A 21,404-nucleotide genomic window follows, 5' to 3' on the forward strand; every position below is an offset into this window, starting at 1 on the left:
GGCACGCAGTTTTTTTTTGATCGATCAGGAAGCGAACTTGACGCCCTTCAGACGGATCATGCCGTCCGGATAGGGCTTGAAGTTCTGAACCTTCTTCGAATGAACGAAGGGCCACGGCTGATAATAGGTGTAGATGATCGGCAGATCCTGCTTCAGGATTTCCTGAGCCTGATCGTAAAGCTGCTTGCGCTTGGCCTCGTCGTTGATAACGCGGGCATCATTCAAGAGCTTGTCGACCTGCTCATTGCAGTACTTGCCATCATTCAGGGCGCCTTTGCAGGTCACGAAAGGATGGATATTCCCATCGGGATCGACGCGCCCGGACCAGCCGATCACGTTCACGTCGAAGTTGCCAGCCTGGGCCTCCTTCTGCATCGCCGCGAACTCGGTCGGGCGCAACGTGATGTCGAAGCCGGTCTCGGCCGCCATCGCCTGGATGATCTCGGCGATCTGCTGAGCCGTCGTCCCGGTGCCGAAAGTCAGTTCAAACTTCACCCGATCGACGCCAGCCTCCTTAAGAAGCTGCTTCGCCTTAACAACATCGCGCTGGTTGGCCTTGAACTTCGGATTGTTGTACGGGCTCGCCTCTGGGAAGGGCTGTCCCGCCGGCGGATAAATGCCTGCGCCGACCACTTCGTTGATCACGTTGCGGTCAATGGAGAGCTCAAGCGCTTGCCGGACGCGCTTATCCTGGCCGAGCTTGGACTTGGCGCGTTCACCGTTGTTGGTGTTGATGGTCAGGCCCTGGTAGCCGATCCCGGAGACAGGAGCGAAGACCAAATTGGAATCGCCCTTGGCAGCCGGAACGTCGCTGGGAGCAAGGCGCTCGATAAGATCGAGGTTGCCGGAGCGCAGGTTGGCGAGGCGAACGGTCGTGTCCGGAATAGGCTGGAACACAATACGCTCGAAGTTGAAGTTCTTCGCGTCCCAGTGATCGGCGAACTTCTCAAGCACGATTCGATCGTTCTGCACGCGCTCGACGAACTTGTATGGACCCGAGCAGACAGGCTTCTGGCCGAAATCGGCGGAAGCCAATGCTTTCGGCGACATCATCATGCCGGCACGGTCGGAGAGCTGCGACAGCAGGGTTGCGTCGGCGCGGGAGAGATTGACCTTCACGGTCAGGTCGTCAACGGCTTCGACGTTGTCGACAGAGGTGAGCTCGCTCTTGCGCAGCGAGTCCGGCAGAGTGCGGGCGCGCTCGATGTTGGCTTTCACGGCAGCCGCATTCATAGGCTCGCCATCATGGAACTTGACGCCGGGGCGCAGCTTGAAGGTCAACGACTTGCCGTCATCGCCCCATTGCCACTCGGTGGCGAGCTCCGGGGTGAATTTCAGGTCCGGGGTGATGTCGACCAGCTTGTTGCACAGTGACGTGAACACGATGCGGCCGACGAAGGTGCGGGCGCGATGGGGATCGAGCACGTCCGGATCTTCGTTCAGGCCGATGCGCAGCGTTTGCGCGGAGGCGGCGGTACTCACCAGGAGCCCGGCAGCCATGGCTAGGAGCAGTCTTTTCTTCATTGTGTCGTCCTCCGATAGTCCTCTGGATTAGTCTTCTTTCAGGGGCTCGTCGCGACGGGCTTATCCTGCCGTTCACGCCAAGTTTGGTAGAGCGCCAGCCGCTTGGCGAGCGCTGGGCTCGGGGGCGGTGCGCTGATGGATCCCGCGCCCGCTCCCTGGATCTCGCGCCAGAAATGGCAGGCAACCCGGCGGCCGTCGGGTGCAGCTTCAAGAGCCGGGTGCTGTTCCTTGCAGATCGCCTGCGCATGAGGGCAGCGGGTATGGAAGCGGCAGCCGGATGGTGGAGCCGCGGGGCTCGGAACATCGCCTTGGAGCAGGACCTTAGGCTGCCTGTTCGCAGGGCTCGGAATTGGGATCGCCGCGAGGAGCGCCTGGGTATAGGGATGTAGCGGGTTGTCGAAGAGCGCATCTGTCTCCGACAGTTCCATGATCTCCCCAAGATACATGACCGCTACCCGGTCGCTCATGTGCCGGATCACAGCAAGATCATGCGCCACAATGACGAGGGTGAGGCCGAAGCGATCCTTTAAATCCTCCAGCAGGTTGATGATCTGCGCCTGAATCGACACGTCGAGGGCCGAAACCGGCTCATCGCCAACGATCAGCTTCGGATCTCCCGCCAATGCCCGAGCGATGCCGATGCGCTGGCGTTGGCCGCCGGAGAACTCGTGCGGGTAGCGATCCGAGTGGGTCGGAAGGAGGCCCACAGTGCGCATCAGATCCGCAACACGCTCGCGCTTCTCGGAGCCGCTCGCCAGGTTATGCAACCAGATCGGCTCCGCAATGATGTCACCAACATTCATGCGTGGGTTGAGCGAAGCATAGGGGTCCTGGAAGATGATCTGGAGTTCGCGACGTAACCCGCGCAACTCGCTCTTGCTGAGCTTCAGGATCGAGCGGCCTTCATAGCGCACGTCCCCGGCAGTCGGCTCGATCAGCCGGAGGAGGAGGCGCCCGAGGGTAGACTTGCCGCAGCCGGATTCGCCGACGATCGCGAAGGTCTCACCACGCCGAACATCGAGGGACACGCCATCCACCGCCCTGACGACAGTCGGGGACGACAGCAAGCCTCCGCCGCCGAAATGCTTTTTGAGGTCAACGCCTTCAAGGATGACGTCGCTCGTGGGTGCCATCACGCTCATGCGGCTGCTCCCCGCTTTTGTTCGAGAGGTGCGTACCAGCACCGGGCCAAGTGGCCTGGTCGGATCTCCCCGAGGGGCGGAAGTTCATTGCCGCAACGGGCGTCCGAGAACGGGCAGCGCGGCGTGAAGCGGCAGCCTTTTGGCATCAGCTCCGCCGGGGGCACGGTGCCGCGGATCGTCGCGAGCCGCCCCTGGCGGCGACCAAGAGACGGAACGGAGCCCATGAGGCCAATGGTGTAGGGGTGTTGCGGATCCTCGAAAATGGACTGAACCGGTCCGCTTTCGACGACATGCCCGGCGTACATCACGGCCACCTCATCGGCGACTTCGGCCACGACACCAAGATCGTGCGTGATAAGGATCATCGCCGTGCCGGTCTCCTCCTGCAGGCGCTGGATGAGGGCGAGGATCTGCGCCTGAATGGTCACGTCGAGCGCCGTGGTCGGCTCGTCTGCAATCAAAAGCTCCGGATCGTTGGAAAGTGCCATCGCGATCATCACGCGCTGGCGCATGCCGCCTGACATCTCGTGCGGATAGGCGCGCAAACGCTTTTCCGGTGCGGGAATGCGCACCTTCTTGAGCATGTCGAGCGCCCGCTCCATAGCCTCGGCCTTGGAGACCTTGCGGTGCCGGACGATACCTTCGGCAATCTGGTCACCAATGGTGAAAGCAGGATTCAGTGAGGTCATCGGCTCCTGGAAGATCATGGCCATCCGGTCGCCGCGCAGATCCGCCCGCTCACGCTCGGTGAGCGTCAGCAGATCTCGTCCGTCAAAGGTGGCAGAGCCTGCGACGATCCTCGCCGGAGGGGTCGGCAGAAGGCCCATGAGGGCCAGCGAAGTCACGCTCTTGCCGCAGCCGGATTCGCCGACAATGCAGAGAGTCTTGCCCTTGCGGACGGAGAAACTGACGTCATCGACGACGTTCACGCCCTTCGGGGCTCCATCGAACCGGACGGACAATCCTTGAACGCTAAGGAGCGGCGGCTCAGAGGTCACAGCGGCATTACCGATCTCATGAACGTCTGCACTTGGTTGTCGGAGGGCCTCACGTCCCATGGCGTATCTCTTTTTTGGTGTTTGCTGTGACGGGTTGTTCCGCAGTCTGTCTGTCCACCTGGTCGGGCATAGGGCTGGTCATGACCTTCAGGAGGCCTTCGCGCACGAGTTCGAGATGCTCGCGCATGGCGTGCTCGGCTGCATGGGCCTCACGCTGGGCAATGGCGGCGATCACACGACGGTGCTGTTCGATATAGATCTGCTGACGCTCACCGGAGCGTGCCCGCTCCCGCAAGAGACGCCACGCGGTGTCCTGGCGAATGCGATCGACCATGTCGAAAATCGCAAGGAGCAGGGAGTTGCCCGCCGCCTCTGCAATGGTTCGGTGCAAGGCGCTGTCCCAGAGTTCGCGGCCATCCGCATCTGAGGATAGGGCCGTTTTCTCGGCCAAGCGCAGAAGTCGCTCAATGTCGCCGTTCGTAGCCCGCATGGCAGCCAGCCGGGCCAGAGCCGGCTCGATCTCCAAGCGCACGTCCATGACCTCGAGCGGATGCGTACGCTTCGACAGTTCCTCAAGGCTGGTTGGCGTATGGACCGGTCGCGGACCCACGAAAGTTCCCTTGCCTTGGTGCCGCCAGATCCGGCCTTCGGCCTCTAGCACCTCGAGCGCCCGTCGCACGGCGCGGCGTCCTATCCCAATCTGAGCGGCGAGCACCCGTTCAGACGGGAGGCGCTGTTCCCCCTCAGGAGAACTCTCGTCCAGGAGAGCTCGCAACCGCCCGAGAGCAAAGTTGGAGCTATCTGCCGAAGAATCCGGGTTGGACACCGAAAAGCCAGCTCCCTGTAAACCAATCTTGCTGCCGGGCGAGCAGCAACGACGTCTTGTTGCGCCTCAAGGGGCTTCAACGAAACAAGGCTAGCCCGATACCGAACCAATTTGCAAGTGGTTCGATGATGGTTCGATAGTCGATAGTGCTGCTTTAATGATCAGTGGGTCGTTTTGGGCCTGAGCAATACTCCGACAGAAGCTTCACCTTGTGCCTAATGCTTGCGCGCTGAAGGAGCTTCACCTGCCTGGAATAGCCTCTGGAGCCCGTCCCGAAACGTCGGGTACCGGAGCCTCACGCCAAGTTCCGACTTGATCCGCGTGTTGCGAATGCGTTTGTTATCTTCGTAGAAAGCACGTGCCATAGGCGTCTGATCGGCTTCTTCGAAAGGGATTTCGGGCGGGGGTTCCTGGCCAAGAAGCTCTGCGGCATAGGCAATAACATCCTGAGGAGGCCCGGGCTCGTCATCCGTCACATTGTAGATGGCATTCCGGCTCGGCTTGTCCATGGAAGCCATCAGGACCTGCGCGATATCCTCGGTGTGAATCCGGTTGAAGACCTGTCCAGGCTTGACGATACGTTTGGCAGTGCCGTCTGCGATTTTTACAAGGGCGTTTCGACCGGGCCCATAGATGCCTGCGAGCCGGAAGATCTGCACCGCAAAAGAAGCGCTCGCACCGAGTTCGAGCCATTTCCGTTCGGCCTCAATCCGCCGGCGTGCGCGGGCTGTCGCCGGATTGGGTGGGGTGCTCTCATCCACCCATGCGCCGCCCGCGTCGCCATAGACACCGACTGTCGACAGATAGCCGACCCAGCGTAGGCGAGGGGCGTGAGCAAGCGCTTCGGAAAATTGTTCCAGGACCGGATCTTGCCCTTCTGCCGGCGGTGCCGAGATCAGGAGAGCCTCCGTGTGCTCAAGATGCTGGAGAATGGCGTGATCGAAGTCCTTTCCGTCGAAGCGGCAGGTCTGAATTCCCGCTGCCCCAAGCGCCTTCGCTTTCTCTATAGACCGGACTGTTCCGCAAATACTTGTGAATCGATGACCCTGAAGGTGAATGAACTGGAGGGCGGTGTAGCCCAGGCCGAAGACGAACAGGTTCATGATATCGTGGAGCCTTGAAGTACCTATGAGCAACTTAGCGACATAGAAGCGGCGCAGCAATGAACGATGAGGTGCGCTCCCATCCCTCGAAGGCGCTGTCGTCTGGGTTGATCATACTCTGGACTCACGCCATAAATCTGTGCCGAAACATGCTTGGTGCCGTGACGCCTGCAGCTTGGCTCTCATATTGTCGCCCTCGGAGGTGATGCATGGTCCTGACCAATCAAGACATGGTCGAGCTGGTGGCCTTCCGGCGCAAGCTCCACAGCATGCCGGAACTGTCCAGACAGGAGGAGCAGACGGCCCGTGAGGTTCAGGCTTTTCTCAAGGCGACACATCCCGACTGGACCCTCGCTGACCTTGGCGGCCATGGCGTTGCTGCCGTCTACGAGGGGCGGGAACAAGGGCCGACCGTGATGGTGCGTGCCGAACTCGATGGTCTGCCGATCCAGGAAATTTCCGATGCGCCTCATCGCTCGGCTACGCCGGGCAAAGGTCATCTGTGCGGGCATGACGGCCACATGGCGATTCTTGCGGCATTGGCGCGGGAGCTCGGCCGGCAGCGACCGCAACGGGGTCGTGTCATCCTGATGTTCCAGCCGGCGGAGGAGGATGGTTCTGGTGCGGCAGCCGTCGTGGCCGATCCGCGCTTCCGCCACATCGCGCCGGACTTTGCCTTCGCTCTGCACAATGTGCCGGGCCTACCCTTCGGCCAAGTGGCGCTCACGGAGGGGCCGGTCAACTGCGCCTCGCGGGGCATGCGAATCGTGCTCACGGGAAAGACTGCCCATGCCTCCATGCCTGAGACCGGCCTCTCGCCCGTGAAAGTTGTTGCGCAGCTGATGCCGCAGCTTACGGCCCTCGGCAGGGGAGGGCCAATGGAGGAAGGCTTCTCAATGGTTACGGTGACACATGCTAGGATCGGCGAGCCGGCCTTCGGCGTTGCCCCATCTCATGGGGAGATCTGGGCCACTTTGCGAACGCTTACCGATTTAGGAATGGAGGAACTCTGCGCAAGCGCCGAGCAATTGGTGTTGACCGCCGCCCGTGAACAGGGGCTGAGTGTGGAGATTTGCTATGACGACATCTTCCACCATTGCGAGAATGCCCCGGAAGCAGTCGCGCATCTGCGCACTGCACTGGAAGCCGAGGGCGTGCCTTATGACCGGGGCGATCTGCCGATCCGGGCCTCTGAAGATTTCGGCCGTTTCGGCCAGAAGGCGCCTGCGGCCATGTTCTTCCTTGGTGCCGGCGAGAAGCATCCCAGCTTGCACAATCCGGATTACGATTTTCCTGATGACCTGATCCCTATTGGGGGGCGCGTGTTCATGCGGACGATACGCAATCTGCTCGGATAAGGCTTCCCTCAATCCTCAAAGCGGCAAGTTGCGCAGGGCTGAGACGGCTGTCATCACGCCGCGAAGTTCGGCAAGGCCGCGCAAGCGGCCAATGGCGGGATAGCCCGGGTGGGTCGGCTTGCCCACATCGTCCAGAAGCTCGTGGCCATGGTCGGGGCGCATGGGTATGCGCCAGTGCGCGTCTCCGGCATCCTTGCGGCGCTTCTGCTCTTCCAGCAGAATCGTGACCAGAGCCACCATGTCGGTATCGCCGCCGAGGTGATCCGCCTCCATGAAGGAGCCATCCGGCTCCTTGGCCACATTGCGCAGGTGGGCGAACCAGATGCGGTTCGCGAACCGCTTGGCGATCGCCGGAATATCGTTGACAGGATTAGCCCCGAGGGAGCCGCTGCAGAGGGTAAGGCCATTTGCAGGCGAGTCGACTGCCCCAAGGATGAACGCGATGTCATCCGCATTGGACACGATGCGGGGGAGGCCCATGAGCGGGCGCGGCGGATCATCGGGATGGATGCACATGCGGATGCCGACTTCCTCCGCCGTCGGGATCACCTCACGCAGGAAGCGGGCGAGGTTCTCGCGCAACGCCGTGGCATTGATGTCTCGATAGCGGTCGAGCATGACGCGGAGACCCGGAATATCGTAGCGATCGTAGGCGCCTGGCAGTCCAGCCATGATGTTCGACAGAAGTTGGCGCCGGTCCGCTTCCGACGAACGATCGTACCACTCCCGTGCCCTTTTCAGCACTTCAGGCAAATGGTCCGCCTCTGCACCCGGTCGCTGCAGCATGAGGCAGTCGAAGGCGGCGAATTCATGCGCGTTGAAGCGCAGAGCCGTGCCGCCGCCGGGAAGAGGGTAGGCGAGTTCGGTACGGGTCCAGTCCACGACCGGCATGAAGTTGTAGCAGATCGTGGTGATGCCGCACTGGGCCAGATTGCGCAGCGACTGCCTGTAGTTGTCGAATAAAGGTATCAGGTCGCCTTCGCCGATTTTGATGCTCTCATGGATCGGCAGGCTCTCAACCACGCTCCAGCGCAGGCCGAGTGAGGGATCGGCGGCGATGAGCGCCTTGCGCTTTTCGATTTCCTCGATGCTCCAGACGACTCCGTATGGAATGTGGTGCAATGCCGTCACGATCCCCATCGCGCCGGTCTGGCAGACATGGGACAGCTTGATGACGTCTTCAGGGCCGAACCAGCGCCAAGCTTGTTCCATGGGTTTGCCTCTTCAGATTTGAGCCAATTGTAAATTCGTGGGTCTCACGCGCTGAGCGCCTCTGCGACAGCATCGTGTTCCGGTTCGAATAGGTCAGGATATTGTGCAGCCAGTTCCGGCAGCGAGCGTAGAATTTCGCTCAAATGCTGATGCATAGCCTTTTCCGCCGCGACAGGATCGGAAGCCTTTATGGCGTCGACGATCAACGCGTGCTGCGCCACGATGGTATGGCGCGGCGTGGCTTGCTTCACGTCCAGGTATCTCACCCTGTCCATCTGAGGCTTCACATCCTCGATCATGCGCCAAGCTGCCGGCCGGCCGGCAGCTTCTGCCAGGAGGCGATGAAACTCCTCATCGAGGGCCATGAAGTCCTCCGACGAGGTGGCGCGCTGGGCCCGGCGCTGTCGCGCCAGGCTGGCATTCAATTCGGCGAGGAGTATCGGCGTAGACCTGAGAGCGGCTTCGCGTACGACTGCACATTCGACAGCCAGGCGGATGAAACGGGCATCCTCAACCGCAGCCCGTGAGATTTTGACCACCTGGGTGCCGCGCTGGGGCAGAACCCGCACAAGCCCTGCTTCGCTCAGCTTGATCAGGGCCTCGCGCACGGGTGAGCGACTGACACCGAATCGCTGCGCAAGATCTTGCTCTGACAGCATTTCGCCAGGCGAAATCTGCATGCTGACAATGGCTTGGCGCAAGGCGCGCGTGACCTGCCGAGCCATGGGCTCGCGGCTGAGATCGAGCTTTGCAAGAGGGCTTCTCTCATTCATAAGTGACACACTACCATACTAGTAGACCATTGCAAACGGTTCTGGATCGTCTTATGGTCTCCCGCAATGAGGCGCTCGGAAGTCGTCGCAAACGGCTTGCCTGACGCGCCAAGGGAGAACGCTATGCTGATCCATTCGGACCGGCTTTTTCCGGTAGAGCCCGCTGCACGAGAGGTGGCGCGCAGGCTCTATGCGGAGATCAAGGACCTGCCTATCATCTCCCCGCATGGGCATACGGATCCGCGCTGGTACGCGGAGAATGAGCCTTTCCCCGATCCTGCGACGTTGTTCGTTGTCCCGGACCATTACATCTTCCGCATGCTCTATAGCCAAGGCGTGCGTCTTGAAGATCTTGGAATTCCGGTGAAGGATGGAGGTGCTGTCGAGCGCGATCCACGTGCGATCTGGCGCCGCTTCGCTGCTCACTACCATCTCTTTCGCGGCACGCCGACGCGCGCCTGGCTCAATCATACTTTCTCGACGCTCTTCGGCTTCACGGAGCGCCTCTCGTCTGCGAACGCAGATGCTTACTATGACCGGATCAATGAGGCCCTGCGCACGCCGGAGTTTCTGCCGCGCGCGCTCTTCGAGCGGTTCAGGATCGAGGCAATAGCCACGACGGAGAGCCCTCTCGATCCCTTGAAGCATCACGAGACCATCCGGCAGTCCGGTTGGAAGGGCAGGGTGGTCACGGCCTATCGGCCCGATCCGGTCGTTGACCCCGAGTTCGAGGGTTTCCGGCAGAACCTTGCCCGCTTCGGTGAGATCACGGGGAGCGACACCTTCTCTTGGAACGGGTACCTTGAGGCACATCGCAGACGGCGGGCGTTCTTCCGGGAATATGGTGCGACCTCCACCGACCACGGCCACCCTACGGCTCGGACGGCTAATCTCTCCCAAGGGGATGCGGAGGCCTTGTTCCGACGCGTTTCAACCGAGAGCGTGAGTCCTGAGGATGCGGAGCTGTTCCGCGCCCACATGCTCACCGAGATGGCGGCCATGAGCGTGGAAGACGGCATGGTCCTGCAGATCCATCCCGGTTCCTTCCGTAATCACAATGAGTTGCTGTTCCGTCGCTTCGGCCGCGACATGGGCGCCGATATTCCTTCGCAGACGGATTACGTGCACGCTCTCAAACCGCTTCTCGACCGTTTCGGCAACGAGCCGAACCTGACAATCATTGTCTTCACGCTCGATGAGACGAGCTATTCCCGCGAATTGGCCCCCCTCGCCGGGCATTATCCGGCCCTGAAGCTCGGCCCAGCTTGGTGGTTCTTCGATGCTCCTGAGGGGATGCGCCGCTTCCGTGAGCTTACGACGGAAACGGCAGGCTTCTACAACACGGTCGGCTTCAACGACGACACGCGGGCCTATCTCTCCATTCCGGCCCGGCACGATGTCGCCCGCCGGGTCGACTGCGCCTATCTCGCCAATCTCGTGTTGACGCACCGCCTCGAAGAGGATGAGGCGCATGAGATGGCCTACGATCTCGCCTATCGCCTCGCCAAAGAGGCCTACAAGCTGTGATACGGGACATGGCGAAAAGAGCCATGTCGCACAGAACGGGAGGAAGAACATGACGAACCTGATTACCAGGCGGACTTTCGTCGGCAGTGTCGCCGGCGCCGCGGGCGTTGCTGCTCTCGGTGGCACGAGCTTTGCTCAGGCCAATCTGCCGACGAGCCCTGTGACTCTCAACATCATCGATGTCGCCGGCAATCTCGCGCTGACGCAGAAAGCCATCGAGAACTACCGCAAGGCAAAGCCGAATCTCGTCTCGCGCATCAGCTTCACCAAGGCCACTGCGCCGGAACTCGCAGGCAAGATCAAGGCGCAGCAGGATGCAGGCCGCGTCGATATCGACCTCGTGCTCACAGGCACCGATGCGCTCTCCGCCGGTATCGAGCAGAAGCTCTGGGTGGATCTGATCCCGGGCCATGCCAACGCTCTGCCCACGCTCGATGACATCTATCTGCCGGCTGCCGCGAAGATGCAGGGGCTGGCCAAGGGGCAGGGCGTTGTCGTAACCTATTATCCCTCCGGTCCGCTGCTCGAGTACATGCCGGACAAGGTCAAGACCGTGCCAACCACGGCCGAGGAACTGCTGGCCTATACCAAGGCCAATCCGGGGCGCTTCATCTATGCGCGCCCTGCAAATTCCGGCCCGGGCCGCACCTTCATCATGGGCCTTCCTTATATCCTGGGCGACAGCAACCCGCAGGATCCCGCCAAGGGCTGGGACAAGACCTGGGCCTATCTGAAGGAACTGGGGCAGAACATCGAGTACTACCCATCCGGCACCGGTGCGGTGATGAAGGAACTGGGCGAAGGCTCCCGCGACATGACCGTGTCGACCACCGGCTGGGACATCAATCCGCGCGTCCTCGGCGTCGTGCCGAAGGAGGCCAAGGTGGCGGCGCTCAAGGGCTTCCACTGGGTGGCGGACGCACACTACATGTGCGTGCCCAAGGGGCTGTCGAACGAGAAGGTCGCAGTGCTACTCGATCTCATGAACTTCCTGCTCACCAAGGAGCAGCAGGCCTATACCTACGATGAGGGCTACTTCTATCCGGGCCCAGCCGTGAAGGGCGTGACTCTCGACATGGCGCCGCCTGAGAGCCAGGCCGCCATAAAGGAATTCGGCCGTCCCGAATACGAGAAGTGGATCGCCGAGAACCCGATCGAACTGCCGCTTCAGCCCGAGCAGATGGTCGTCGCCTTCCGCATGTGGGACGAGCAGGTCGCCGGCGGCAAGCGCAAGTAAATCGAAAGCAAGGACCCGCGATGACCATAGCCCTTTCACAATTCGACGAAGTCCGGCTCGATCGTGTGAGCCGCGATTTCGGGGCACTCAATGCCTTGCGCGACGTCTCCCTCACCATCCGTCGTGGCGAGTTCATCGCCCTGCTCGGCCCTTCGGGCTGCGGGAAGTCGACGACATTGAACTGCATCGCGGGTCTTCTTCCTGTAACCGGTGGAGCGATCTGGCTCGACAAGAACCGGGTCGACACCCTGCGCCCCGAGGAGCGCGGGTTCGGCATGGTGTTCCAGAACTATGCGCTCTTTCCCCACCTCAACGTGCGTCAGAACATCGGCTTCGGCCTGAAGATGCGCGGCCGGCCGAAGGCTGAGATCGACCGCAAGGTCGACGAGGCCTTGAACCTCGTCCGCCTTCAGGGGCAGGAGAACAAGCTGCCTGGCCAGCTCTCGGGTGGCCAGCAGCAGCGCGTGGCGATTGCTCGCGCCATCGTCATCGAGCCGCCCCTGGTGCTGATGGACGAGCCGCTGTCCAACCTCGATGCCAAGCTGCGTATCGAAATGCGGGCAGAGATCCGGCGCATTCACAACGAGCTTGGGGCCACCACCATTTACGTGACCCACGATCAGGACGAAGCCCTGTCCCTCGCCGACAGGATCGTCGTGCTGCGTGACGGCGTGGTGCGCCAGGTCGGGGCACCGAAGGAGCTCTATGAGACACCGGCCCACTTTGACGTGGCCGACTTCATGGGCTTTCGCAACAAGCTGAAAGGCAAGGTTGTCGCCATTGAAGGCGACCGTACCATCCTCGATGTTGAGGGTGCCCGGATCAGCGGCGTCGCCCGTGAACGGGTTTCCGTTGGTTCGACAGGCTATGCCGCCATCCGGTCTGACGATCTTGAGGTCGGCGAGGCCGGGCCGAACGCCATCGCCGCTACCGTCGACACCATCGAGTACCGTGGCCGCGAGTTCGTCGGGACCGCCCATTCCGCTGGCGGGCTTGATTTTGTGTTCCGTTCTCATGTGTCGGTGGAGCCGGGGTCCCGGATTCATCTTCGGACAGAGGACAAACGCATTCTCGTCTTCGCCGAGCCGGTTCAAGGGAGACAGTGATGGACGCCGTTGCTCACGCATCTGCCGTCGAACAAGGGCCGAACTTGCGCCAGCGCCTGGCGGCTCGCGGTTTCGACGCGGTGACCCTCCTGGTCGTTCCTGCCGCCATCTTCAGCCTGCTGCTGTTCGTCTATCCCTTTGCCTTTGGTTTCGTCCTTTCCTTTGAGCCGAAAGCGGGAGGCGACTGGCTCGCCAATTACCGGCGCTTCTTTTCGGATCCGTTTCTCTATGAGACAATTGCCAATACCCTCTGGCTTGCGATCCCCGTCACGCTCGTCAACCTGCTCCTGGCCGTCCCGATTGCCTTCCGGGTCCGTCTCATGCGCAATCAGCGCCTGCTGACGACGATCCTCGTTCTGCCGATCACCCTCGGCACGGTGCTCGTAGCCGAAGGTCTGCTGAACTATCTTGGCCCTCAGGGTTGGTTCAATCGCACCCTGATGACATTTGGTCTGATCTCACAGCCGCTGAAGCTGGTTCACAATTACTGGGGTGTCTTCGCATCACTTGTGATCACGGGCTTCCCATTCACCTTCCTCCTCACCCTGTCCTATGTGACCGGTATCGATCCCGCACTGGAGCAAGCGGCTGCAACTCTTGGGGCCAGCGCGTGGCAACGGTTCCGCCATGTCTACCTGCCGCTGCTGATGCCCGGCCTTGCCATCACCTTCTGTCTTTCCTTCGTGCAGGCGTTCTCGGTCTTTCCCTCGGCGGTGCTGCTCGGTGAACCGGCGGGCTCGACCCGCGTCATCTCCATCGCGGCCGCACAGGCGGCTTTCGAGGAATATGATTATTCCATGGGCTCTGCGATTGCGATGATCATGGGCTTAGTCCAGCTCGGCATCGTCGTTGCGGTGCTCGCCTCGCGCGGGCTGTTCTACCGCGGTCCTGCCTCCGGCGCGAAAGGGTAAGCCGATGATCCGCGACACCACCCTTGGAGCCAGGCTCTGGGCCGCAGCCGTCTGGACTACGGTCGGATTCTTCGTCATCAACCTCATCGCCATGATCGCCACCGTGGTGACGAGCTCTTTTGCCACCCGCTGGCTCGGTACGTGGCTGCCGGCCGGCTGGACCACCCGCTGGTACACCTCCGCCTGGAGTGAGTTTCAGCTCTGGGATGTCCTGATCGTCACCTTCCAGGTGATCGGCGCGGTGGTGGTCATTTCGGGGGTGTTGGGCGTCACCGCCGCCTACGCGCTTGCCCGACGCGAATTTCGGGGCAAGCGGCTTCTCGTGCTGCTATTCCTGCTGCCGCTGATGATTCCGTCGATGACGTTCGGCATCCCGCTCGCAACGGTGCTCTATCGGACCGGTCTTGCGGGCACCTTCTGGGGCGTTGTGGCGGCAAACCTCGTGCCGACCGTGCCTTTCGTCATCCTCGTCATGATCCCGTTCATCGAGCAGATCGACCCAAAGGTCGAAGCGGCCGCTCGTGTATTTGGGGCCAACACCTTCAAGCTCTTCCTCTATGTGCTCCTGCCGCTGCTCCTGCCGGGCATCCTGGCGGCGCTGCTGCTGGTTCTGGTGCGCACCATTGCCATGTTCGAGCTGACCTTCCTCGTGGCAGGCCCGACTAGCCAGACTCTCGTGGTAGCACTCTACTATGCTGTCTTTGCAGCCGGCGTGCGCGCTGTGCAGTCCATCGATGCCATGGCGGTGATCTACATGGTCACGACCCTGATCTGGCTCATCATAGCCCTGCGCTTCGTGAATCCGACGCAGATCGTCACCCGTGCAAAGCAGCCGGCGCATTGAGGATCCGATGTCAGATCGCCTGAACGACGATACGCTCTTGGAACTGGCCCGGGACGTTCGACGCCCTGCCTATGACCGAAGAACTTTGAAGACAGGCATCGTTCATCTCGGTGTGGGCGCATTCCACCGTGCGCATCAGGCCGTCTACACGGACGATGTTCTGGCACAGGATCCGCGTTGGGGCATCGTCGCCGCGAGCCTGCGGAGTCCTGATACTTACGACGCGCTGCAGCCGCAGGACGGGCTCTACACCCTGTCGGTGCGCTCGCGGGAAGGCGAAGCGCTGCGGGTCGTCGGCTCGATCCGACGCGTCATCGTGGCGCCTAGTGAGATCGAGGACCTTCTCAATGTGATGGCGGCTCCTCAGACACGGATCGTGACCTTGACCGTTACTGAGAAGGGCTATTGCCACGATCCAGCGACGGGCGCCTTGAACGAGGCCCACCCGGACATCGTGCATGATCTCGCTTATTCGATGAACCCGAAATCGGCCCCGGGCTTCATCGTCGAGGCCCTGCGGCGGCGGCGCATGAACGGCGTGCCGCCCTTCACCGTTTTGACGTGCGACAACCTTCCCTCAAACGGCCGCACGGTAAAGCGCGTTCTCACCCGCTTTGCTGAATTGGTCGATCCGGAACTCGGCCGGTTCGTTGCGGACGAGGTCTCCTGCCCCTCGACCATGGTCGACAGGATCGTGCCGGCCACGAGCGATCAGGACCGAGAGCGGATCGGTGAGGCGCTCGGCCTGACGGATGCATGGCCCGTCGTTACCGAGCCCTTCACACAATGGGTGATCGAGGACAGCTTCCCGCATGGACGTCCGGCTTGGGAGAAAGCCGGCGCAGAGTTCGTGAGCGATGTGGAGCCTTACGAGCACATGAAGCTCAGGCTGCTCAACGGGAGCCACTCGACGCTCGCCTATCTCGGCTATCTCGCTGGCTATGAGACCGTTGCCGATACCATGTCCGACGAGGCCTTCGTCCGACTGATCCGCGGCCTCATGGACGAGGAGGTCACGCCGACGCTGCACATGCCGCAGGGTGCCGATCTAGAATCCTACAAGGGTGCTTTGATCGAGCGGTTCAAGAACCCCGCTCTGAAGCATCGCACCTGGCAGATCGCCATGGATGGATCGCAGAAGCTTCCTCAGCGCCTTCTCGGCACGATCCGCGACCGTCTGAGTAGCCATGCGCCGATCGGGCGGCTGTCGCTCGGGGTCGCGGCCTGGATGCGGTATGTGGCCGGCACCGATGAGAAGGGTACGCCAATCGACATCCGTGATCCGATGGCGGCGCGATTGAGGGAGGTGGCGAACGGGGCAGGGCGATCAGGCGAGAACCTGGCTCACGGCCTGTTCGCCATCCGTGAGATCTTCGGAGATGATCTTCCGGCTGACCCCCGCTTTACAGGTGTGGTCGTATCACACCTGATGCGGCTTTATGAGATCGGAGCGAAGCGCACGGTCTCCGAATTCAAGGTGGGCTGAACCTCGCACGAGCTAAGGTCAGGGCGCATTTTCCGTGCCAGATGATAACTGTCGTGCCTGATCCGTCGCCACCATTATTCCAGCATGACAACGGCTTCGACCTCGAAGAGCATGGGGTCGATGGCAAGCTTGGGGACGGGAACCAGGGTCTGTGCCGGCAGCGCTTTGCCGAACATCGCCTTGACGTTCTTCGTCAGCACCTCAAGCTTGGACATGTCATGGTCAACCACGTAAATCGTAAGCTTGGCGACCTGATCCAGCCTTGCCCCGATTCCCTCGATGGCATTGCGCAAGTTTGCGTAGGCCTGCTCAACTTGGACAGTGAAGTCGGGCGACAGGCCTCCCGTGCGGTCCTGGCCGCCCTGGCCTGAAATATAGGCTACCCTGGCTCGACTGGGCACGATCACCGCAGTGCTGTAGCCATTCGGTGTCGGATCGTAGAGGTTCTGTGGATTGACGATGGTCAGCTTGAGATCATCTTCATTCGCTGTCGTTGCAGTGGGAATTCCCATGGTCATAATGATTAGCCCTCCAAACAGCAGATGCTTGCACGTGACACGATATTCTCGACCCCGAGGAGCGCGAGCGACGGACCCTCAAGGCCTTTTGGATTGACCTTCAGCTCATCGCTCATATGATCGAATCGTACGCTGTACGAGTAGTCACATCGTACGGCGTACGAGTCAAGCATCCCATCAGCGGGAAAAAATAATGACAGCCAAACCAAAGGGCGCTCGGAACAAGCGGTCTCAGGGGACCGATGTGTCACCAGCGTCCGAGAAGGGCCCGAACAGCGAACCGCCTCTCTCTCTGGAGCGGATCGTTACGACCGCAGTAGAATTGCTGGACGCTCATGGGGTCGATGGACTGAAGATGCGTCAGTTGGCCGATCGCCTCGGGTCGGGCGCGATGAGTTTATATTGGCACGTCGACAATAAGGAGCAGGTCTTTGATCTGGCGCTCGACTCGGTGCTCAAGTACTGCGGGCCACCGCAATCGGTACAGTCTCAAGACTGGCGCGGGGATGTGATTCACATGCTTGAAGACTGGCGCGCCAGCATGCTGCGCCATCCTTGGTCTGCATCTCTGTTGCCGCGCCGGGCTCTTGGTCCGAACATCCTCGGTCGTCTGGAACTGCTGAGCAAGACCTTGTCCAGAGCCGGTGTCACGGATGCGGATCTGAACGTCGCCATTTGGTCGCTCTGGAACTATGTGATAGGCGCTACCATCACCCGGGCGAGCTTCGATCTTTCGGACGACGACAGGGCTGCCGCGCAGCAACGCCTTACAGGTCTCAGTGAGCAGTACCCGACAATCGAGCGCTCTCGTCTACTGATGGACAATGATTGGGACGGCGCTTTCAGAAAAGGTCTCGACTTCCTGCTCGATGGCCTTGCTCCGAAACAATGAATATTCTTTGTTTTCTTATTATTCATGGAGCCTGATCCTAACCGGCAGCTTCCCTTTCACGCCTCTTCTGGCATGAGCGGCACCGACAGCCATGCGGCTTGATGAAGGTCTCGAAATAATTCTTCCCATAGTTGTAAGTGATTTCTTCGCCGGGCTTGATGCGCTTAATCGCCTTGATGCGGATCTTGCCCCGCGCGATCGTCGCCTGGGCGTTCGGGCGGCACGCATGGTTGATATAGCGCGCGGTGTTCCAGCGCGGCGCGCCGTCGATGGTCCAGCGGCTGTTGATCTCGAACAGGTAGCGGGTGTTCCGGCGCCTTTCGACCTCTTCGCTCGTAATCCGCGGCCCTACATATTCGACGATGAAGCTTCCCTTCTCGATGAGATCCGTCGCGAAGAGCCCAAGGCCGGTTTCCGAACGCCCGATGCGAAAAGGACCTTCCGGCCGCTTGCTACTCATATTCACCAAGAACTCCGCGATATCCAAGAAACGTTGTGGGTTCCATGACTGGAAATCACCGGTTGATCAAATGGGTCATCAGGCGATGTCCGCCAGATCCAAAATCCCGTTTCTGCGTTCTGTCTCTAGATGCTTCGCCAGCCCCGGACAATCAACGTTCTGCCCGGCACATCAATGTGTGCCTGATTTGTCTTGAAAAGGAACTGCATGAGCCTCGATGCCCTTCTCGTGCTGTCGGAGCAGAGCCCAGGCATCACGGTCAGCCGCCGCTCTCCGCTCTCCGTCCTGCCCGCGCTGGTTCGGGATCCGCTTCAGGCGCTGCCGCCGGAGGTCTATTGGGAACCGCTCGTCTATTCACGGGTCGCCAACCGGGAGAGGGTCTTCCTGCTGGACCCTTTACTCATTCAGGAGGCCTTGGTTCGGAACGCCGATGCCTTGTCGAAGGGAGAGGATGTGCGGCGGGCGCTCGGCCCGGCTCTGGGCCAAGGCCTGTTGACGGCAGACGGTGCCCATTGGCGCTGGCAGCGCCAGTCAGTAGCGCCGGCGTTCCGGCACGAGAAGCTCGTCGGGTTGCTTCCCGCGATGATCTCAGCGGCGGAACGAACCCGCGACCGGTAGCTTACCGCCGGCTCCGGCGCGAAGGTCAGGATCGGCCATGAGATGATGCGAACGACCTTCGACATCATCGTGAAGACCATGATGTCGGGGCCCGGCGGGATCGACGTGGTTCGGGTTGAGCGGGGTATCACGGACTATCTGAAGCCGACCGGCTGGATTTTCGCGCTGAGCATTCTCAACGCGCCCGACTGGGTTCCGTACCCGGGACGCAGTCGGGCGAGGGCTGCGACAGGTTACCTTCGCTCCGCCATCACCGGTATGATCGCCCAACGCCGACGCGGCGGGGAGGCGCGTGAGGACCTGGTTGCGTTGCTCCTCGCGGCAGCCGACCCCGTGACCGGTCGGGTGATGACGGATGAGGAAATCGCCGACAATCTCCTGACCTTCATCACGGCCGGGCATGAGACCACGGCCCTTGGCCTTGCCTGGACCTTTCTCCTTCTGGCGCACCATCCCGAGCATGAGGTGAAGGTGCTCTCGGAAATTGACGCGGTTACGGCCGATGGTCCCGTTCGCCCGGAGCATATTTCCGAGCTGACCTATACACGGCAGGTCTTCTCGGAGGCCATGACGCTCTACCCGCCGGCTCCCATCATTACCAGAACGGCAACAAGTGCCTTTCCGCTCAGTGGGTTCATGGTTCCGAAAGGGGCTGTTATCGTTGTTCCCATTCATGCCGTGCACCACCATGCAGCAATTTGGGAGCAGCCTGAGCGGTTCAATCCCGGACGCTTCGCGCCGGAGCAGGCGAAGGGGCGGCATCGTTACGCCTATATGCCTTTCGGCGCAGGCCCGCGGATCTGCATCGGTAGCGCGTTCGCTCAGATGGAGGCGCTCGCCATTCTGGCTGTCATGCTGAAGGCCGCTCGTCTGCGGACAAAAGCAGGCTCCATGCCGGCACCCATCATGAAGGTGACGTTGAGGCCGAGAGCGGATGCCGAGATGCTGGTTGAACCACGTTCCTGAATGAACGGCCGTTCAGGATTGCGCGCCTGAATGGCGTTGGCCTTTTTTTGACCGTCGAATGTCTGAAGCATCGTGCCTACTTGCACCATTCCAATCAGACGGCTGCTCTAATCTCCGGAACTGCGAGAGCAGTTTGCAGCGTATCGGCGAAGTTCTGGTAGGAGAAAGGCTTCGACAAGCTTGGGCAATCGCGGAAACGCTCCGGGAGAGAACGGAAGTCGTAGCCTGTCGAGAAAATGAAAGGAATTTTGCGGAAGCGCAGAACGTCCGCGACCGGAAAAACGACCGATCCATCCACATTGATGTCGAGAAGGCCGATGTCAATTTCAGCCTGGAGGGCAAGGGTAAGAGCGTGATCCAGACGCGCCGCAGGTCCTACGACTTGGCAACCGAAATCCAGAACCATATCCTCGATGAGCATCGAGATCATGGCCTCGTCTTCAACGATCAGGACCCGCTTTCTGCGATCTTCAAGCATAGCCCCTCCTGGCCAGATTCCACCTGATGCAGCACCTTTTGGCGTCATTATACGAATCAGTTGCAATCACTCTAATCTTTACGTCGGTTCCGTTCTCTATCTTATGTTATTAAGACTTCTGAAAGGTATCGTAACCCTGCTGACAAGCTAAAGTAAATACCTGGTTCCATGCTTCTTTTGCGGCCTTTCTAGAGGCGATTTCTGCGCGAGTGACTGACGCAACCTTGGTCCTTTCGAGGTCTGGAGAGCATAATCTGTATCGACGGCTAGAACCCGTGGAAATCGCAAAGTCTTGCATTGTATAGGTGGGAGGCCATCGAAGCGCCCAGCGAACCAACGGCTGCCCAGAAACGCGACGCAAGCAGGGAAAAGCCCGGCATCCAGGTCATCTCGGCCGCGTCCTAGTGGTCAAGCTGAGCCGGCGGACGGCCACTTTGCCAATGCTCGGTCTCCAACAGGTATTAGAAAGTGCGGTTTCCGCCACTTTGCAGGCTCGGGTGGAGATTCATCCTAAAAGCTTGAAGAAGGGCCGGAATTCCCGCCGCGAACCCCGAGAATCCGCCCAGATCACCTTTTTGGGACCTTGCGTGAAACGTTTAGGTATGAGTAGTTATCTCCTTGCCCTCAATGGTTGGGGGCTGTACGCCTATGGGCGTTTAGGAAACATGAGACTTTAGAAGGCAGTCCTGATGGGCCGGGGAAATGATCACCGTGATCGCCGACGTCAATTTGGCGGTCAACCCGAAGATCACTGGGGCGAATTCGCTCCGCCAACATCTTTTGAACGGCCCATGCGGCAACAGACATCCTACGGCTCTTCAGCCGCAGGACCCGAGACTGAAGCACGGGTGAAATGGTTCAATCCCGACAAGGGCTTCGGCTTTGTCGAGATGACCGATGGATCGGGCGAGGCCTTCCTGCACGTCCGGCAGGTCGAGGCTGCGGGACACTCCGCTCTTGAATCCGGCACGACCCTGGTTATCAAGGTCGGCACGGGTCAGAAGGGACCGCAGGTCCAGGAAATCGTCAGCGTGGACACCAGCACGGCCGAGCCGGAGCCGCCGCGCGGTGCCCGTCCGGCGCGTCCGGCGCGTGCGGGTGGGCCAGGCGGCCAATCCGGCGGGTTCTCCCGTCCGAGCGGCGGCCCCAGCGCACGTCCCGTGAGCGGTCCGCCGGAGGTGCCGGCCACCGTGAAGTGGTTCGACTCCGTAAAGGGCTACGGCTTCGTGTCCGTCGAGGGAGAGAGCAAGGACTTGTTCCTTCACATCTCCGTCGTGGAGCGGGCCGGTCTCGGCCAGCTCGACCAGGGTCAGGCGGTTCGCGTCGCGATCGTCGAGGGCCGCAAGGGCCCCGAAGTCGGCGCCATCGAACTCGCCTAAGAGGCTCTGCCTCCTTCGCGCTGAGTGAAAAGATTTGGGTCCACTG

General features: G+C 60.8%; 19 protein-coding genes and 1 pseudogene. 10 read left to right on the plus strand and 10 right to left on the minus strand.

Features of this window, described 5'->3' with window-relative positions; all coding sequences use genetic code 11:
• Positions 1–24 precede the first annotated feature (24 nt).
• From I2H36_RS02940 to I2H36_RS02960, 5 genes are all read right to left on the minus strand, one after another.
• A complete protein-coding gene (locus I2H36_RS02940) occupies positions 25–1,524 on the minus strand; it encodes an ABC transporter substrate-binding protein (RefSeq protein ID WP_196262360.1) in 1,500 nt (499 codons plus the stop codon).
• A 38-nt stretch (positions 1,525–1,562) separates the two neighbouring features.
• A complete protein-coding gene (locus I2H36_RS02945; RefSeq protein ID WP_196262361.1) occupies positions 1,563–2,666 on the minus strand; it encodes an ABC transporter ATP-binding protein in 1,104 nt (367 codons plus the stop codon).
• Entirely contained in the window at positions 2,663–3,724 is a 1,062-nt protein-coding gene (locus tag I2H36_RS02950; RefSeq protein WP_196262362.1) for an ABC transporter ATP-binding protein, read from the minus strand. Before I2H36_RS02950 ends, I2H36_RS02945 begins: the two co-directional genes overlap by 4 nt.
• A complete protein-coding gene (locus I2H36_RS02955; RefSeq protein WP_196262363.1) occupies positions 3,714–4,490 on the minus strand; it encodes an FCD domain-containing protein in 777 nt (258 codons plus the stop codon). Before I2H36_RS02955 ends, I2H36_RS02950 begins: the two co-directional genes overlap by 11 nt.
• A gap of 215 nt (positions 4,491–4,705) precedes the next feature.
• On the minus strand, positions 4,706–5,593 hold the full coding sequence (locus I2H36_RS02960) for an SDR family oxidoreductase (RefSeq protein ID WP_196262593.1): 888 nt from the start codon (positions 5,591–5,593) through the stop codon (positions 4,706–4,708).
• 209 nt (positions 5,594–5,802) lie between these two features.
• Between I2H36_RS02960 and I2H36_RS02965 the strand changes: the two genes are divergently transcribed.
• A complete protein-coding gene (locus I2H36_RS02965; RefSeq protein WP_196262364.1) occupies positions 5,803–6,951 on the plus strand; it encodes an amidohydrolase in 1,149 nt (382 codons plus the stop codon).
• Positions 6,952–6,966: 15 nt separating this feature from the next.
• On the opposite strand, the gene uxuA is transcribed toward I2H36_RS02965, so the two are convergent.
• The gene (uxuA, locus tag I2H36_RS02970) at positions 6,967–8,163 is read right to left on the minus strand and encodes a mannonate dehydratase (protein ID WP_196262365.1); all 1,197 of its coding nucleotides are present in this window, start codon (positions 8,161–8,163) and stop codon (positions 6,967–6,969) included.
• Between the two features lie 44 nt (positions 8,164–8,207).
• Positions 8,208–8,936 carry a GntR family transcriptional regulator gene (locus I2H36_RS02975; protein WP_196262366.1) on the minus strand — a complete coding sequence of 243 codons (729 nt, stop codon included), beginning with the start codon at positions 8,934–8,936 and terminating at the stop codon, positions 8,208–8,210.
• A gap of 123 nt (positions 8,937–9,059) precedes the next feature.
• Here I2H36_RS02975 and uxaC point away from each other — a divergent pair, with 123 nt between their 5' ends.
• Genes uxaC through I2H36_RS03005 form a run of 6 tightly spaced genes read left to right on the plus strand, consistent with a single transcriptional unit; the run spans position 9,060 to position 16,047 of the window.
• A complete protein-coding gene (uxaC, locus tag I2H36_RS02980) occupies positions 9,060–10,463 on the plus strand; it encodes a glucuronate isomerase (protein ID WP_196262367.1) in 1,404 nt (467 codons plus the stop codon).
• Positions 10,464–10,512: 49 nt separating this feature from the next.
• Positions 10,513–11,700 carry an ABC transporter substrate-binding protein gene (locus I2H36_RS02985; protein ID WP_196262368.1) on the plus strand — a complete coding sequence of 396 codons (1,188 nt, stop codon included), beginning with the start codon at positions 10,513–10,515 and terminating at the stop codon, positions 11,698–11,700.
• A gap of 20 nt (positions 11,701–11,720) precedes the next feature.
• Entirely contained in the window at positions 11,721–12,806 is a 1,086-nt protein-coding gene (locus tag I2H36_RS02990; RefSeq protein ID WP_196262369.1) for an ABC transporter ATP-binding protein, read from the plus strand.
• Positions 12,806–13,717, plus strand: coding sequence for an ABC transporter permease (locus tag I2H36_RS02995; RefSeq protein WP_196262370.1), 912 nt, complete (start codon positions 12,806–12,808; stop codon positions 13,715–13,717). Before I2H36_RS02990 ends, I2H36_RS02995 begins: the two co-directional genes overlap by 1 nt.
• A gap of 4 nt (positions 13,718–13,721) precedes the next feature.
• The gene (locus tag I2H36_RS03000) at positions 13,722–14,561 is read left to right on the plus strand and encodes an ABC transporter permease (RefSeq protein ID WP_196262371.1); all 840 of its coding nucleotides are present in this window, start codon (positions 13,722–13,724) and stop codon (positions 14,559–14,561) included.
• A 7-nt stretch (positions 14,562–14,568) separates the two neighbouring features.
• Positions 14,569–16,047, plus strand: coding sequence for a mannitol dehydrogenase family protein (locus I2H36_RS03005; RefSeq protein ID WP_196262372.1), 1,479 nt, complete (start codon positions 14,569–14,571; stop codon positions 16,045–16,047).
• Between the two features lie 74 nt (positions 16,048–16,121).
• On the opposite strand, the gene I2H36_RS03010 is transcribed toward I2H36_RS03005, so the two are convergent.
• Entirely contained in the window at positions 16,122–16,565 is a 444-nt protein-coding gene (locus I2H36_RS03010; protein ID WP_196262373.1) for a RidA family protein, read from the minus strand.
• A gap of 193 nt (positions 16,566–16,758) precedes the next feature.
• Here I2H36_RS03010 and I2H36_RS03015 point away from each other — a divergent pair, with 193 nt between their 5' ends.
• A complete protein-coding gene (locus I2H36_RS03015; protein WP_196262374.1) occupies positions 16,759–17,457 on the plus strand; it encodes a TetR/AcrR family transcriptional regulator in 699 nt (232 codons plus the stop codon).
• Between the two features lie 37 nt (positions 17,458–17,494).
• On the opposite strand, the gene I2H36_RS03020 is transcribed toward I2H36_RS03015, so the two are convergent.
• Positions 17,495–17,917: an SET domain-containing protein gene (locus I2H36_RS03020; RefSeq protein WP_196262375.1), complete on the minus strand. Its 423-nt coding sequence runs from the start codon at positions 17,915–17,917 to the stop codon at positions 17,495–17,497.
• 207 nt (positions 17,918–18,124) lie between these two features.
• On the opposite strand from I2H36_RS03020, the pseudogene I2H36_RS03025 reads away from it, so the two are divergent.
• Positions 18,125–19,501: pseudogene (locus I2H36_RS03025) on the plus strand (cytochrome P450).
• A 94-nt stretch (positions 19,502–19,595) separates the two neighbouring features.
• Here the strand turns inward: I2H36_RS03025 and I2H36_RS03030 are convergent.
• The gene (locus I2H36_RS03030) at positions 19,596–19,979 is read right to left on the minus strand and encodes a response regulator (RefSeq protein WP_196262376.1); all 384 of its coding nucleotides are present in this window, start codon (positions 19,977–19,979) and stop codon (positions 19,596–19,598) included.
• A 791-nt stretch (positions 19,980–20,770) separates the two neighbouring features.
• Here I2H36_RS03030 and I2H36_RS03035 point away from each other — a divergent pair.
• Positions 20,771–21,358: a cold-shock protein gene (locus tag I2H36_RS03035; RefSeq protein ID WP_196262377.1), complete on the plus strand. Its 588-nt coding sequence runs from the start codon at positions 20,771–20,773 to the stop codon at positions 21,356–21,358.
• Positions 21,359–21,404 lie beyond the last annotated feature (46 nt).

Origin of the sequence: Microvirga terrestris (assembly GCF_015694425.1) — a bacterium.
Classification (GTDB): domain Bacteria; phylum Pseudomonadota; class Alphaproteobacteria; order Rhizobiales; family Beijerinckiaceae; genus Microvirga; species Microvirga terrestris.